The 13749-nt window shown below is 44.6% G+C and carries 13 protein-coding genes; 1 reads left to right on the top strand and 12 read right to left on the bottom strand.

Going from position 1 to position 13749, the window contains the following annotated elements:
• Positions 1-242 precede the first annotated feature (242 nt).
• A complete protein-coding gene (locus tag COV52_05295) occupies positions 243-986 on the bottom strand; it encodes an SAM-dependent methyltransferase (GenBank protein ID PIR11212.1) in 744 nt (247 codons plus the stop codon).
• A gap of 9 nt (positions 987-995) precedes the next feature.
• Complete coding sequence (locus COV52_05290; GenBank protein ID PIR11211.1) at positions 996-1913, bottom strand: hypothetical protein; 918 nt, start codon at positions 1911-1913, stop codon at positions 996-998.
• Between the two features lie 56 nt (positions 1914-1969).
• Between COV52_05290 and COV52_05285 the strand changes: the two genes are divergently transcribed.
• Complete coding sequence (locus tag COV52_05285) at positions 1970-3229, top strand: hypothetical protein (protein ID PIR11210.1); 1260 nt, start codon at positions 1970-1972, stop codon at positions 3227-3229.
• On the opposite strand, the gene COV52_05280 is transcribed toward COV52_05285, so the two are convergent.
• From COV52_05280 to COV52_05235, 10 genes are all read right to left on the bottom strand, one after another.
• Positions 3165-4424, bottom strand: coding sequence for a hypothetical protein (locus COV52_05280; GenBank protein ID PIR11209.1), 1260 nt, complete (start codon positions 4422-4424; stop codon positions 3165-3167). The genes COV52_05285 and COV52_05280 overlap by 65 nt on opposite strands.
• Before the next feature lie 2 nt (positions 4425-4426).
• Positions 4427-5224 (bottom strand): hypothetical protein, encoded by a 798-nt coding sequence (locus tag COV52_05275; protein ID PIR11208.1) that lies wholly within the window; start codon positions 5222-5224, stop codon positions 4427-4429.
• A 2-nt stretch (positions 5225-5226) separates the two neighbouring features.
• Positions 5227-5559: a cupin gene (locus tag COV52_05270; protein ID PIR11207.1), complete on the bottom strand. Its 333-nt coding sequence runs from the start codon at positions 5557-5559 to the stop codon at positions 5227-5229.
• Between the two features lie 127 nt (positions 5560-5686).
• Positions 5687-6070 (bottom strand): lactoylglutathione lyase, encoded by a 384-nt coding sequence (gene gloA, locus COV52_05265; GenBank protein ID PIR11206.1) that lies wholly within the window; start codon positions 6068-6070, stop codon positions 5687-5689.
• Between the two features lie 157 nt (positions 6071-6227).
• The gene (locus COV52_05260; GenBank protein ID PIR11205.1) at positions 6228-7493 is read right to left on the bottom strand and encodes a hypothetical protein; all 1266 of its coding nucleotides are present in this window, start codon (positions 7491-7493) and stop codon (positions 6228-6230) included.
• Positions 7494-7583: 90 nt separating this feature from the next.
• Positions 7584-8486: a hypothetical protein gene (locus tag COV52_05255; protein PIR11204.1), complete on the bottom strand. Its 903-nt coding sequence runs from the start codon at positions 8484-8486 to the stop codon at positions 7584-7586.
• Between the two features lie 6 nt (positions 8487-8492).
• Positions 8493-9383 (bottom strand): metal-dependent hydrolase, encoded by an 891-nt coding sequence (locus tag COV52_05250; protein PIR11203.1) that lies wholly within the window; start codon positions 9381-9383, stop codon positions 8493-8495.
• Positions 9380-10996 carry an amino acid permease gene (locus tag COV52_05245; GenBank protein ID PIR11202.1) on the bottom strand — a complete coding sequence of 539 codons (1617 nt, stop codon included), beginning with the start codon at positions 10994-10996 and terminating at the stop codon, positions 9380-9382. Before COV52_05245 ends, COV52_05250 begins: the two co-directional genes overlap by 4 nt.
• Positions 10993-12006 (bottom strand): hypothetical protein, encoded by a 1014-nt coding sequence (locus tag COV52_05240; GenBank protein ID PIR11201.1) that lies wholly within the window; start codon positions 12004-12006, stop codon positions 10993-10995. The genes COV52_05245 and COV52_05240 overlap by 4 nt, the downstream gene beginning before the upstream one ends.
• A gap of 11 nt (positions 12007-12017) precedes the next feature.
• Positions 12018-13511 carry a hypothetical protein gene (locus COV52_05235; protein PIR11200.1) on the bottom strand — a complete coding sequence of 498 codons (1494 nt, stop codon included), beginning with the start codon at positions 13509-13511 and terminating at the stop codon, positions 12018-12020.
• Positions 13512-13749: the final 238 nt, after the last annotated feature.

The raw sequence follows: 13749 nt of genomic DNA, 5'->3' as shown, positions 1-13749 counted from the left end.
GCCAAGTTGTTTATTATTTGAGGCGAATAGCTAACCCTATTTAACGAAAATAATGAGCAACTTGGACCAATTTCACTCAGTTTGCAGCGTGAAAATGAATTGTAAACAAACCCTAAAACATCATGACTTATTTTGATTGAGGCGAAACAGGACTTCGACAAAAGGATTTTATAAAAAAAAACCAAACCATATTCGTCAAAAAGAAGCCCATCCGAAATACCGCTAGGCTTTATCCTTAGACTTCAAGCGCGACAAGTGACCAGGGTGATATTAAAACCAAAATCTTTAGGCTCACCTTTAGCCCAAACTTTTTCTAGCGCAGGCCTGGCAAACGTAGACACAGGATCCACACCGGCTTGTTTAATATAATTTTGAACCGCCGACCAACTGCTCATATAACCCAAGTAGTCCTCTAACGACCACTGGCGTGAAACTGAAAAACTCTCACGCAGTGAGCCTGAAAAAGGCATGGGTAAATCCAAATAGTCTTTATCCACATATTGACGTTCTCTATCCCAATATGGACCCACAACGTTTTTATAAAAATGCACGATAGCATCAGCGATATCAGACTCATCCGTCAAGGATAACGCATAGGTCCACGCCGCAAAAACACCACCCGGCTTCAAAACACGCCTAACCTCACGATAAAAAGGCTCGCCTGCAAACCAATGCAAGGCTTGAGCCACCGTCACACAGTCCTGCGAGCTATCCGCAAGACCAGAAGCCTCGGCAGGCGCTGCAAAATAATGCACTTTAGGATGAGATGCGGCATGGTCAATTTGCTTTTGAGACAGGTCCGTCGCTTCAACCCGATCAAAATAATCTGCCAAAGCAACTGCAGCTTGTCCATTACCCGTAGCGCAATCCCAAACACTTTCATGAGCCGACGCCTTTTGAGCAATCGCCTCAAATAATTCACGGGGATAATCTGGACGATATCTTGCGTACAGATCGGCCTGATTAGAAAAAAGATCTTTGGTCATAAGCACCTCCTATTTCGAATTAAACAAAGAGAGTAGACTTTCGCGCACATACTGACAGGCAGGGTCATTATGTGAAATTTCATGCCAATACAATGACGTATCAGGAAATGGTTTTGAGCGAATCGGTTCAGCCGCCAAGTGATAGCGCTTAAGCAAAGGCTCTGAAAACCGTCGCCCTGAAAATGTCACTAAATTATTTTCAGCTGCAGCCTGAATCGCCACCAGAGGATCAGAGACAATGAGATTAACCTGACAACTATCTGATAAACGTTTTTCCAGATAAACCAAATGCGGGTGCAACAAAACACGTGTACGCCCAGTGAAAACCACGACTTCGCAATCACGAATGCTTTTCAAACTACCATCAAACTGTTTCCAGATCTTATGAGACTTTGAGGCCAAAACCACGCCCTCATCACTGAACAGGGTTCTTTTATGAACGTTTTGAAGATCAATATCAAAATACGTCAAACCAATATCAATATCACGATCAACAAACGGCTGAATACCGGATATATCCCACAAAGATTTCACGACAATACGCAAGCCCGGCGCTTCGCGACGAATTTTAGAAAGCAACGCAGGCAAAACCACAGAAGCAGCGTAAGGTGAAACCCCAAGCCTAACCTCAGTTTGAAGAGATGCAGGATCAAATGGCTGCCGACCACAAAAAAGGACCTCAAGCTGCGACAAAGTAGCGTGCACTTCAGGCGCCAAAGCTTTGGCACGCTTAGTTAAATGCATCTTTCCTGCTTGTCCGCGGACCAAAAGCTCATCATCAAAAAGCTCGCGCAACTGCTTTAAGTTGAGGCTCATCGCAGAAGGTGTGATACACATTTCATCGGCCGCGCCACGCACACTTTTCTGCATGAGCAGCGCTGATAAACTTTTTAATAAATTAAAATTTACGCTCGATAGTTTAGTCATACTTGATATTAAAATTAAATTATACAATATTTACTTGATTGTGAATATAGTCCATAATGGCCAAAAACAAAAGTACTTTTTGTATGAACCCAGAACTCAGTCACAGGCGCGTTGTCGCATTTGCATCACTACTGATCGTAAGTTCACTGATTGCGATTGATCTTTTTTCACCCGCACTCCCTACGATACAGGCAAGCCTGAGCCTGTCACAGGAATACACCCGAAATTTAATCAGCGTTTTCTTTATAGGCATCGGTTTCTTCAGCCCTATCTTTGGTTTTTTAAGCGATCGCTTTGGTCGAAAGCCCACCATCATCTGCGCGCTTGGCTTAAGTTTATTGGCCAATCTATTATGCGCAAGCGCGCAAAACGGGGGCGAACTACTGTTTTATCGTTTACTTTCCGGGATCGCCGCAGGCGGCCTGGTCGCCAACGCTCGCGCTGTTATTCTAGATAGCGTGCATGAACGCCACTTGATTATACAAAGCTTTGCCACTTACGCTATCGTCGCACAACTCTCTCCCTGCATCGCACCCAGCGTAGGAGGCATGATCACCCACCTCTTCAACTGGCGAATGGTCTTTATCTTTATCGCTCTTTTATCCATATTCTCATTGCTTATCATTATTTTCAAATTTCAAGAAACTCAGAACACGACAGAAAAACCCACACTCCAAGCCAGCCTTCATCAGCTCAAGCAGATGCTCCTAAACCACAAACCCATGATTTACAGTGTACTCTCCGGCATTCTCACCGCTTATATCATGAGCTTTTTCAATAGCGCGCCTTTTTTATTAGAGAATCATTTTTGTCTATCGCCCACACTAAGCGGAACGCTACTGCTTTTGTTCCCGGCAGCCTTTGTTTTAGGTTGTCATATAACCCGCAAACTCAACCAAAAAGAAAGAAAAAACATACGCTATATCGTAAGCTACACTCTAAACTATCTCGCTTTATCATTAATTTATCTTTTGATCAGCCACTACAGTGACAGCCTTACCGTGCTGATTATTTTCGCAATTTTATTTGGTATCAACACGGGCTTGCTCGCCCCCCTACTCACAGGCGAAAGCATGAGCGGCCTTCAAGGTGGCCACGGTCTTGCAGGCGCCACACAGTCCATGATAAAAATGCTCTCAACGGGGGTTTTTGCCTGGATCACAACGTTTGTTTTCATCAACAGCAACCAAGCCATGGCAAAAAGCGATACCATTCTTTCCGCTATTCTTCTTTTCATCTTAGGCGCTTTGATTATTTTGGAGCGCCGGCAGTCGGCCTTAAATAAAATAAAAAGAACGCCGAAATACCGAAAATAATGACAGCCGTATTCAATAAGCCAAGACGAAATAACTGACCGTGCGTCAAAGCCTGTACAACAGACGATGCGAGCCCCGAACTCATTAAACCAAACGCATTCAGCAAAGCAACCGCATAGGCTGCGCGCTTTGGAAAATAAGACGCTCCCTTAGACATGAGCACGGTATTCGAAAAACCATTACCCGCCACAAAAATCATCATGGGCCAAATCATAAAAAAGGCAACGTGAAAAACAAACAACCCCGCAATCATCATACACAGACTGCCCAAGCCATTTAAACAAAAGCCAATGTACAAAATTGTATTAGACGATACATAACGCATACTGAAACGAGCCGAGAGCGATCCCACAACATACGCAACGGCCAGATAAAGGTAGAAGTGGCCGATGGCTTTATCCGTATAACCCAGATGATGAAAGATAAAGGGCGATTCCGACAGATAAGTAAAATAAGCAAAAAACGTACTCATTATGGCTAACAAGCACGCCAGAAACTGTGGGCGCTTTAGAATAAAAAGATAATTACCCAAAACATCTCGAATCTTAAAGCTGTGATCCACCCCCTCAACTGGCCCAAGTCTCTGCGCTTTCCAAGTTAAGATGGTGTGAACCAAGCCAAAGATAAGCAAAAAAACAAAGATCGCTCGCCAGCTAAACAGCCAAGATAAATAACCACCCAACATCGGGGCAAACGCAGGCGACAAAGACATCAGTGGGCCGACAATCAGCAAGATCTTGACCATTTCATCAGCACTGTACAATCTCGGCATGCTCGCACGCGCCACCAAGGCCACCAAGGCTGCAAATACAGCTTGAAAAAAACGCATCACGAGAAGCACATCCAAACTCGGTGAATACGCGCACGCCAAAGAGGCAAACACGAACCCCACTACACCAATCAAAGCAAATAGGCGATAACCATAACGATCGATCATGGGGGCAAAAAATAATTGCGAAAACGTCAGCCCAAAGAGATAGACACTCAAAACAGCCTGCAAGCTCGCAACACTCACCCCAAAGTAAGCCTGCATGCCGGGCAAGGCCGGCAAGCAGATATCAATCGTTAGGTAAGCGAGCACATAGGCCACACAGGTGTAGATAAAATAAATAGGCTTCATACGTTGACTCAATAGCATCCAAAAAACACGGTAAGCAACGTTATTAGGGCATACCGCGTGACACCCTTCTTCCATCGCTAATCAAATAAGCTGGCAGGTTTAACACCGGACTTATGCAAGTGGTTACACGAAGCCTGTGCTGTTGGGAAAATTTTCATTTCTGAGACGTCCACATGCAAAGGGCGCGTTGCACAATACACTGCAGCATCGGAAATGTCTTCAGCTTTCAAGGGTTGAAAGCCTGCGTAAAAATCATCAGAGCGCTTCTTATCATTCCAGCGCACCTCGCTAAACTCTGTGTGCACCGCACCTGGCGCAATATCGCTTACACGGATTGCCGAACCCAAAAGATCGATTCTCAATGAAGCCGAAATAGCCTTGACAGCATGCTTGGTCATTGAGTAAACATTGCCGCCTAGATAATGCTCGCTGCCAGCCACCGAACTGATATTAATAATATGGCCGGAATTACGCGCCACCATACCTTTAAGCACAGCATGAGTGACATACAGCAAACCCTTGATATTCGTATCAACCATAACATCCCAGTCTTCAAGTTCAGCTTCCTGCATTTTATGGCTACTCAGTGCTAGACCAGCATTATTCACCAGAACATCAATCGCTTGCCAGGCTTCTGGCAAACTTTTGAAGGCTTCTTTAACGCCCAACTTATCTTGGACATCGAGCTTAAATGGTAAAACGTCGACAGAGTAGCGCTCGCCAATCTCTTTTTTCATTGCTTCCAAGCGCTCAACACGTCTTGCGGTTAAAATCAAGCGGCAGCCTTGTTTTGCAAAATCATAGGCTGCTGCACGACCAATACCACTGGACGCGCCTGTAATTAATACCGTTTTGTTTTTTAAATCTAAACTCATCACTACTCCTCATTGTTTTCGATATGAACCGCCAACCAGACACAAACTTGATCTGGGTCTGTCCACGATACACGGTGTTTTTGGTGAGCGGGGATCCAAACATAGTCTCCAGCGCCTAATGTCAGCGTACAATTTTCAAACTCAAGCTTGGCATTTCCCTGCAGCAAAACCACCCACTCATCACTGTTTTGATCATACCACTGCCCTTCTGGCGTAACCTGCCCAGTTGAAATAATCCGCTCAATCTTGAAGCCATCACCCGAGCGCAACGTCTCAAAAAGCTCATCACTGGATCTTCCCTTAGGCAATTGATTAAAAATATTCAGCGCTTTCATACACCCCCTAAAGAATGATGGGAAAATTAGCAATTAGACAGTGTGGTGTTTAAAGCCCATTGCAAGCCTTAGGAACACAGCAAAGAATGATAAAAAATTTTACATGGACTGCTGTAAAAAACAAGCTTTACGCGCGCTGAATCACTTCAATTTTATAACCATCCGGGTCTTCGATAAATGCAATGACTGTGGTGCCGTGCCTCATGGGGCCAGGCTCACGCACAACCTTGGCGCCTTTTTCCCGGGCCGCATCACAAAAAGCATAAGCATCTTCCACGCCGATTGCGATATGACCAAAACCATCGCCCAAGTCATAGTGAGCCGTATCCCAATTGTACGTTAGCTCAACAACAGCATCCGTTTCTTCCAAACCATAGCCCACAAACGCCAAGGTAAAACGCCCACCCGGGTAATCTTTCTGATGAAAAAGCCTCATCCCTAAAATTTCCGTGTAAAACTCAAGACTTTTTGCCAAATCCCCAACACGTAGCATCGTATGCAACAGCCTCATCAACCACCCTCCACTACACTGACTATCAAGACAATAGGAAATCCGAGTATACCCTGCTAAGTTCTGATTTAACACCATGGTGAAACTCTCGCTTCTTGCTTTTAAAAAATGATCGCCTTCAAAATCGGTTTCAAATAGAAATAAAGCGAGCTTTTGTTTAGACTACCTCGTCCAAACGAAAATGTGCGCCGACATTTTTTGGGGGGAAAACAAACACTATCACACCTGAGATAATCGAACACCCCACGATGTAATACGCAATCATCATCGGATCATGGAAGAAATGAATCAGCACTGTGTTTACAAACGCCGCCGTACCACCGACCAGCGCCATATTTAAGTTATAGGCTATCGAAACACCAGTATATCGACCCTTTGCCGGAAGCATTTCTGCCATGATCACCGGCGTGCTAGCCTGTTCCGCACTATAAAAAATAGCCAATGGCAAGAGTATCCAAGCACTCATATAAAAGGGTAAGCCATAAAAAATTGGGATTGCAAAAAATATGTACCCCACAATCGCAAAAGCCAACACACCTTTTCGCCCGTAACGATCATTCATCCACGCAAACAGGGGCACCAACAGCAAGCTTACAATGATGAATTCAGTTTGAATTGCGTAAGCACGCGACAATGGCAACCCTAAAAATACATGCAAATACGTAGATAAATAACCCATGAGCACATAACTACCGCAGGCGCTGATGCACAACAGTGCAAAAATACTGAGAAGTTTAAGCGATTGTGTTTTCAACACATACACAAAGGGCACATACTGAGATGCCCTTCGCGCAATTCGCTCAAAGGTTTCGGACTCCGCCATATCTCGCCGGAGCCATAAACCGAGCAAACCTAGAACACCACCAAAAATAAACAACACACGCCAACCGTATTGCAAAAAGTGGGCAGGCGTCAAGACACTTGAAACAAAAGCGCAAGCCGAAATCGCTAACAATACACCTAAATTACTGCCGTTATTGGTCATCGCACTTAAAAACGCACGCCTGTGTGCCGGCGCTGACTCGGTTAAGTACACCATAGCGCCCGCAAACTCACCGCCAATGCAAAATCCTTGAATTAAACGGCACAAAATCAATAACACACTGGCCAAAACGCCAAAAGATGAAAACGTTGGCAAGAAACCCGTCATAACTGAAGCCAAAGAAATAAAAAAAATGGTCAACTTTAGAGTCTTGGCTCGCCCAAGCCGATCACCCAGATGACCAAGCAATACAGCACCAAAGGGTCGAATGAAAAACCCCGAGGCAAACACGGAAAATGTCAGTAACAAACCTGTAACGCGATTCTCCGCAGGAAAAAACAAAGCCGATATTGTCGGCGCCAAATAAGCAAACAAGGAAAACTCATACCATTCAATAATATTACCTATAATGCAGGCAGCAAGATGACGAATACTTTTCATAAAATCATGTAGAAAATTTCAAGACATGAAATTTACTAAGAAACCGAAAAAGATTCAAGAAAACTAAAAAAACCAGGCCATGCCGAAAAATTAGCGATTGGGCTCATGCGAAAAAAAACCACTCAAACGAAGCGCCTTTTTAAGACCCTGAAATGACTCGGAAAGTATCACACTCATTAAGATCATCGACCCGCCTAGCAACATGGAAACACTGATCCCCTCACCATTAAGCAACCAATCAAACAATACCGCAAACACTGGCTCCAACATAAAAATCAAGGCGGCTTTCGTTGCCGTGGTGTACTGCTGATAGCGAATCTGAATGAACAGCGCAATAATCGTTGCAAACACCGCGCAAAAAACCACAGCTAACACAGATTGGGTATGCCAGCGCCAAGTAAAGCAATGTCCGCGCGAGGAAATAGCAATAATCGGCAAAGCAAAAAATAGCTGATAAAAAGTGAGCAACAGGTAGTCCTTGGTTCGCTGTGTCAACCATTGCACGACCAAAACCGTCATCGCAAAGCAAAAGGTAGACAGCAACACCCAAAAATCACCAAGTGTAATGCCAGACAAATTCTCACCGGTGAGAACATAAATCCCTAAAAGACAAAGTAATACGCTGCCAAAATCAATCAGCCGTGGCCGTCCCAAGCGGAAAAAGGGCGACAAAAAGGGCACAAACAAGACACTTGCGCCAGTAATAAAAGCAGCCCTGGACGCACTGATCGTTTCAAGACCCATAGTTTGAAACACATAAGTCCCGCAGTTTAAAGCCCCCAAAACCAAACCGCCCAAGAGAATCAAAACACTACTTCTTTGCAGGTGCTTAAAAACGAACGGCAACAGAATCAGGCAGGCCAACAAGAAACGCTGGAAGACCAATTGCTCAGGCGTAATTAGTGAAACTGCACGATGCAATAAGGGGAATGTCATTCCCCATATTGCTGTCATTAAGATTAAATAGCTTTGTGCTTTTGTTGTTATTTTCATACAAATCTAAGCAGGCCTTGTCGTCATTAGAAGACCATCAGCACCCTCTCTACTTAATATCACCTCTGCAGACCTCAAAGCATCCAATCTTTCAAGATGTGTACCACCACAAGGGATCTTTGCAAAAAACCCATTGCCCTTAGCTTTCCACATTCGCCTATCAGATAAGCGAGACTCAGCTGGCATGATGTTTGCAGTAATCGATGAAAAGTTCAGCCAGGCTTGAAGGTGCTTATTAAGCTCAGACTGAATTTTTTCAAGATTGCCAAGAACTTCGTCAATCTGAAATTGACGACGCAAACTATTACCTAAGCGATATCGATCTTCACCATGATCAGGAAAAATACGTGAGCAATCTATGGCGGTACCATCAAAATCGTTATTGCCTTGGCTGTCTTTTCTAGCAGGTTTTTTCCAACAATCATTCACCGCCTTGTTAAGTGCCAAGGAAGCCATGTGACTCAAAGAGTGAATGTAACTCAGTTTGTTACGAAAATTCGCATCAACAAAAAGCCCCACAGATTGCCCTAGGGCCGCATCAGCATCTAATGCAGCTTTATCGACAATGTGCGCGACGAACAACGGCCATCCCGCCGTTTTCTTTCGATCTTTAGGAATGCCCTGGTCAAGAAACACTTCATTTGTCTCAGGATTTTTCGCCGCTGTTAAACAATCACGCAGCTCGATTCGTTGATCGCCCAGCATCATATAGCCTTGATCTGCTGGTTGGTCCGGCGAGCGATGGTCTCTTGGATGAACCGGGGTTTTATCCACGATGACCATCAGCTGATCATCGCGCTCCGGCACAGGCAACACCGCCAAAATCGTCGCCCTACCTTCAATATCGCCACCAGGGTAGGTAACAATGGTATCTTGAGACAAACTATCTAATGTCATATTTTCACTCCTTCATAGTAAGTTTGTGGTTCTACTTGATAATCTACTTCTTTATCATCATTTAACAGCGTATTTAAGGTGCTAACATGCAAGCTGTGATGGCAAGCCAACCAAAGAGTGCCGACACTAAAGAGCGCAATGACCAAAAAATCCCAGCCGAAACTCAACACGCCCAAGCCGCCGCCGAAATTACCTAAATAACTGATCAAGGTGAGCCCGCCAAAATAAGGCAACAACCACCAGGTTGAGCGCCAGGCGCTAAAGCATTTTTGGCGCATATAGGCCCTGTAAATCACGAAGAAAACGAGACCAAAAGCAATACTTAACATTAAACGCCAGATCGTCTCCCAACCCGTCCAATATGCAATTAAGTTGCACACCGTAAACGTAATGGCACAAAATACTCGGCTAGCCGGTAATTTAAACGGCCTTTCCAAATTCGGTGCATCGCGTCGCAAAACTAATAAAGCAATAGGTCCGACACCGTATGCCAACACGATAGCTGTTGATTGAAAACCCACAAGGGCTTGCCAAGTTGGCAGAGGTAGAAACAGCATCATACCCACAATGAAGTTGATCATGATGGCCAAAGCGGGCACCCCTTTTTTATTCAACTTCAACATAGCCTGTGGTGTGTAACGATTAACAGACATTGCATAGTTAAGGCGCGAAGTCGTGGCCGTGTAAATAAAAGCCGTACCGAATGGTGAAACTTGGGCGTCAACATAAATCAGCAATACCAGAAAGCCCAAACCCAAGCTTGTCGCAATCCCGGCAAACGGACCCATATCACCACTAAAGCTTAAATGCGACCAGCCGCCATGCACCAAGGCAGAGGCAGGCACAGCACCAATAAAGACCACCTGAACCAACACATAAAGCAGCGTGCAAATTAAAACTGAGCCAATAACAGCCAGCGGGATACCTTTGCCTGGCAATTTCGCCTCGCCCGCCAAAGAAGTTGCTTCCCTAAAGCCCAAGAAAGAAAACACAATGCCTGCCGTGGGAAGCGCCCACAAAATGCCATGCAAACCGTGGGGCGCAAAGTGATGAGACACAAAGTTGTGCGTCGAAAATTTTACATGGGCAATAATGATAATGGTGACAATAGGAATCAACAGCTTCCACAGTGTCATGAAGCTATTTAAACGTGTTAATAGCTTCACGCCCATCATATTGCACCAAGAGATGACCAACATTAACAAGGTCGCAACCACATACCCCGTCAATGTCAGCACCGGCAAACCACCAACTTTATGCATCAGACCTGGCGCATACGTTGAACCGTATTGCAAAATAGCCTGCACCTCAGTTGGTGCCACTGCGACACATGACAACCAGGCCAGCCAGCTCATACAAAAGCTCACCATCGGACCATGAGTAAAGTGTGAGTAACGCGCAATGCCGCCCGCTAATGGCAACATCGACGACAGCTCTGAAAAGGTTAGCGCAATGAAAATAATTAAACCGCCACCCAAAAGCCAACTCAAAATGGCCGCAGGCCCAGTGATTTGCGCTGCATAATAAGCGCCAAACAACCAACCGGAACCCACCATACACCCTACCGAGGCACACAGAAGGCCAAATGATGAAATGGAACGTTGTAGTTTCATACTGCCACCTTATAGTGCTTGTCATAAAAATCGTAACTGATCACACGCTCGCGATGATTAAATAAAATTTCTGCTTGCAATAAGTTGCGTGTCACGTAGGTACGCTGCAACCAGCGGTCATAGCCATCGTAGTAAGCTTTAAATTGATTACGGCCGTGAACCGCCCTGCGATTATCAACAATGAGCAAATCACCCCCCTCAAGCAACACGCCTTCTTTGGCGAAATCGACAGCCGCTTTTAGCTCCTGAAGCGCTTTTTCAGCTGATGGCGTCAAACCCTCCATGAGATCAGGGTCAAACGTCATGAGTGGATCCTGATCATCACCATAGAAAACCGATAAAACCGGGCCATTGCCTCGCGCTTGTGATTGATTACCAAATGAATAATCGATGCCGGTCCTAAACTGTTTTTTTCCAAGCTCAGCTATCGTCTCTTCCGAGAGGCTTTTAATAAACCGTCGCGTACTGGAAACAATGGTTTTCGCCTCCTTTTTGCGGTCTGAACGCAAACAATAAAGCATCAAAAAATCCGGCATAAATGGGTGAAACGCCGTTTCTGTGTGAAAATCCAGCAAAATACCCGAGCTTTCCGAAGATAGCTTTTCACTGCTTTTTTTCATTGGGCGAACATTATGAAACAAGTAGCCCTCACCTTCCTGTTTATAACTAAAAGGCTCGCCCAAGAGGTTGGCAACAATCGCAAGCCAAGTCTCACTGTAGTAACTGTTTCGATTCCTCGCCTCCTCACCCGTTACTGGCGTTTTAGGCAAATCCGGATCGGTTTTTAAACCTTTAATTAACAAATAACCATGGTCATTGCCGTGCTTTTTGAAATCAACCAGATCCAGCCTCGCCAACAACGGCAGGCTTTCTGCTGCCGCTGAAGTTAAATCAACAAAGGCTTCAACATCGTTGTAGGGGCTAACAACATCGAAATATTGACCCACAGCATTAAAATACTGACTGCCATTGAGCACGACCTGGTTAGAGAACTGATTATTGTTGTTCATTCTGATTCCTCCTATTTAGCTTGAATGACCATATCATCATCAAATGCGCTAGTGCTCGCACCACTCATAGCCTGTCGCTCCGAGATAATCGCATTCAATTTTTTTGAAATTAAAAAAGCAAACACACCCACAGCAATGGTCACAAGCCCATACCACTCGAAGGAGTGCGCGTAGTGAACATTGCTTAACAAGGGATTGTGCTTAGTTTTTGAAACGCTAATCCAACGTGAAAGGTAGTCCGACAGCGCCCCTGAAATACCCGCTGACAATTGCCAAATGCCCATCATCAAACCTTCTTTCTTTTTAGGCACCAGTGCGCCCACCATGGCATAACCCACGGGGCCCACAAACAACTCACCGGCTGTTTGTAGAAAATAACTCAGTACAATCCAGCCTATTGAGACCAAGCCGACCACGCTGCAGTGTTTGATGCCAAGCACCAACACGAGAAAGCCCACGCCCATCAAAGCAATACCAAAAGCAAACTTGTAAGGTGTGGATAGAATAAAACCAGATCGCTTTTCCAATCGACTCCAAAAGTACGCAAAGATTGGGCCCAAAGTAATGATAAAAAATGGGTTTAAACTTGAAAAATCAGCGGTTGGAATCGTCCAGCCGTATAAACTTCTATCGACATTTCGATCAATAAACAGTGTCAATGCTGATGGCGATAAAGAGTATAGTGTCCAGAATATAATGGATAAAACCGTCAATAAAATAAATACGATTAATTTATTTCGTGAGACTCTATCTTGAGAAAAACTCAGCTTTAAGGCATACAAAATTGATGCGAAACCAAACACCACCAACAGTGAGTCAGAAAATCCCGCAAACCTCACCAGCGCAATGGTGACAAGAATTGTCACGCCTACATAAAAAAGCCCCTTAACTTTTCCAGTGCGAGCGTAGGGCACGTCGCTACTTTCTTTAAAGTAGTGACGATTTTTCAAATACACGGGGTACATTAAGAATGTAGCGGCCGCGCCCACCAAAAAAGGCAAATAATAGCCAGCGACCGAAACCAACGTGCCCGATAAGGCCGAGGCAATAAAACTACCCACATTCATACCGATATAGGCATACAAAAAGCCATTCTCTCTAAGCTGGCTGCTTGGCTGATCTTGATACAAATTTCCCAACAGGACAAACAAACAAGGTAGGTTCATGCCGGTGCCCACAAGAAAAAGCGCTAAACCCAAGTACAGCATTGAAACGGTCGGGATCGCAAACACCAAGAGGCCAAGCCCACAGAGAAATAGACTGAGCACTGTACCCAAACGATAGCCTAAGTATTTTTCAGCAATGACACCACCAGGCACAGACAATGCAAATGCGAGTGCATTGAAGGCTGCGGTGATGGCGTAGCCAGAGTTGTCAGAAAAACCCATTCTTTTTGTGCAATACAAAACACATAATGAGAAAATCATGGAAAACCCGGTCATACCTAAAAGCTGTAAGGTAAATACGCCGACGACGCCTTTAGGTTGTTGTATTTGGCTTGACATACCGTGACCCCTTTATTGGTACTGAGTAATGAGCACGTCCCTGCAATACTTTTGGAAAGGCTGCCAATCCTGCTTTGGCGGACCTGAAAAATTCAAAGAATTAATTACTTTTAGAATTTTATAATACAGAATAAATTAAAGTCAAATATTTTTATAATTATTTTATGGGCTAAAATGACACAAAAGTTATTTTCGAGGGAATTTTTGATTAAAAATAAAGCAAAAAAGCAGGGCGCAA

Source organism: Gammaproteobacteria bacterium CG11_big_fil_rev_8_21_14_0_20_46_22 (genome assembly GCA_002796245.1).
Taxonomy (GTDB): domain Bacteria; phylum Pseudomonadota; class Gammaproteobacteria; order UBA12402; family UBA12402; genus 1-14-0-20-46-22.
This window is presented reverse-complemented; position numbering and strand designations above follow the sequence as displayed.

Excerpts from the sequence above, each read along its gene's own strand:
- COV52_05295 (PIR11212.1), bottom strand. The coding sequence starts at position 986 with ATGACCAAAGATCTTTTTTCTAATCAGGCCGATCTGTACGCAAGATAT.
- COV52_05290 (PIR11211.1), bottom strand. The coding sequence starts at position 1,913 with ATGACTAAACTATCGAGCGTAAATTTTAATTTATTAAAAAGTTTATCA.
- COV52_05285 (PIR11210.1), top strand. The coding sequence starts at position 1,970 with ATGGCCAAAAACAAAAGTACTTTTTGTATGAACCCAGAACTCAGTCAC.
- COV52_05280 (PIR11209.1), bottom strand. The coding sequence starts at position 4,424 with ATGGAAGAAGGGTGTCACGCGGTATGCCCTAATAACGTTGCTTACCGT.
- COV52_05275 (PIR11208.1), bottom strand. The coding sequence starts at position 5,224 with ATGAGTTTAGATTTAAAAAACAAAACGGTATTAATTACAGGCGCGTCC.
- COV52_05270 (PIR11207.1), bottom strand. The coding sequence starts at position 5,559 with ATGAAAGCGCTGAATATTTTTAATCAATTGCCTAAGGGAAGATCCAGT.
- gloA (PIR11206.1), bottom strand. The coding sequence starts at position 6,070 with ATGAGGCTGTTGCATACGATGCTACGTGTTGGGGATTTGGCAAAAAGT.
- COV52_05260 (PIR11205.1), bottom strand. The coding sequence starts at position 7,493 with ATGAAAAGTATTCGTCATCTTGCTGCCTGCATTATAGGTAATATTATT.
- COV52_05255 (PIR11204.1), bottom strand. The coding sequence starts at position 8,486 with ATGAAAATAACAACAAAAGCACAAAGCTATTTAATCTTAATGACAGCA.
- COV52_05250 (PIR11203.1), bottom strand. The coding sequence starts at position 9,383 with ATGACATTAGATAGTTTGTCTCAAGATACCATTGTTACCTACCCTGGT.
- COV52_05245 (PIR11202.1), bottom strand. The coding sequence starts at position 10,996 with ATGAAACTACAACGTTCCATTTCATCATTTGGCCTTCTGTGTGCCTCG.
- COV52_05240 (PIR11201.1), bottom strand. The coding sequence starts at position 12,006 with ATGAACAACAATAATCAGTTCTCTAACCAGGTCGTGCTCAATGGCAGT.
- COV52_05235 (PIR11200.1), bottom strand. The coding sequence starts at position 13,511 with ATGTCAAGCCAAATACAACAACCTAAAGGCGTCGTCGGCGTATTTACC.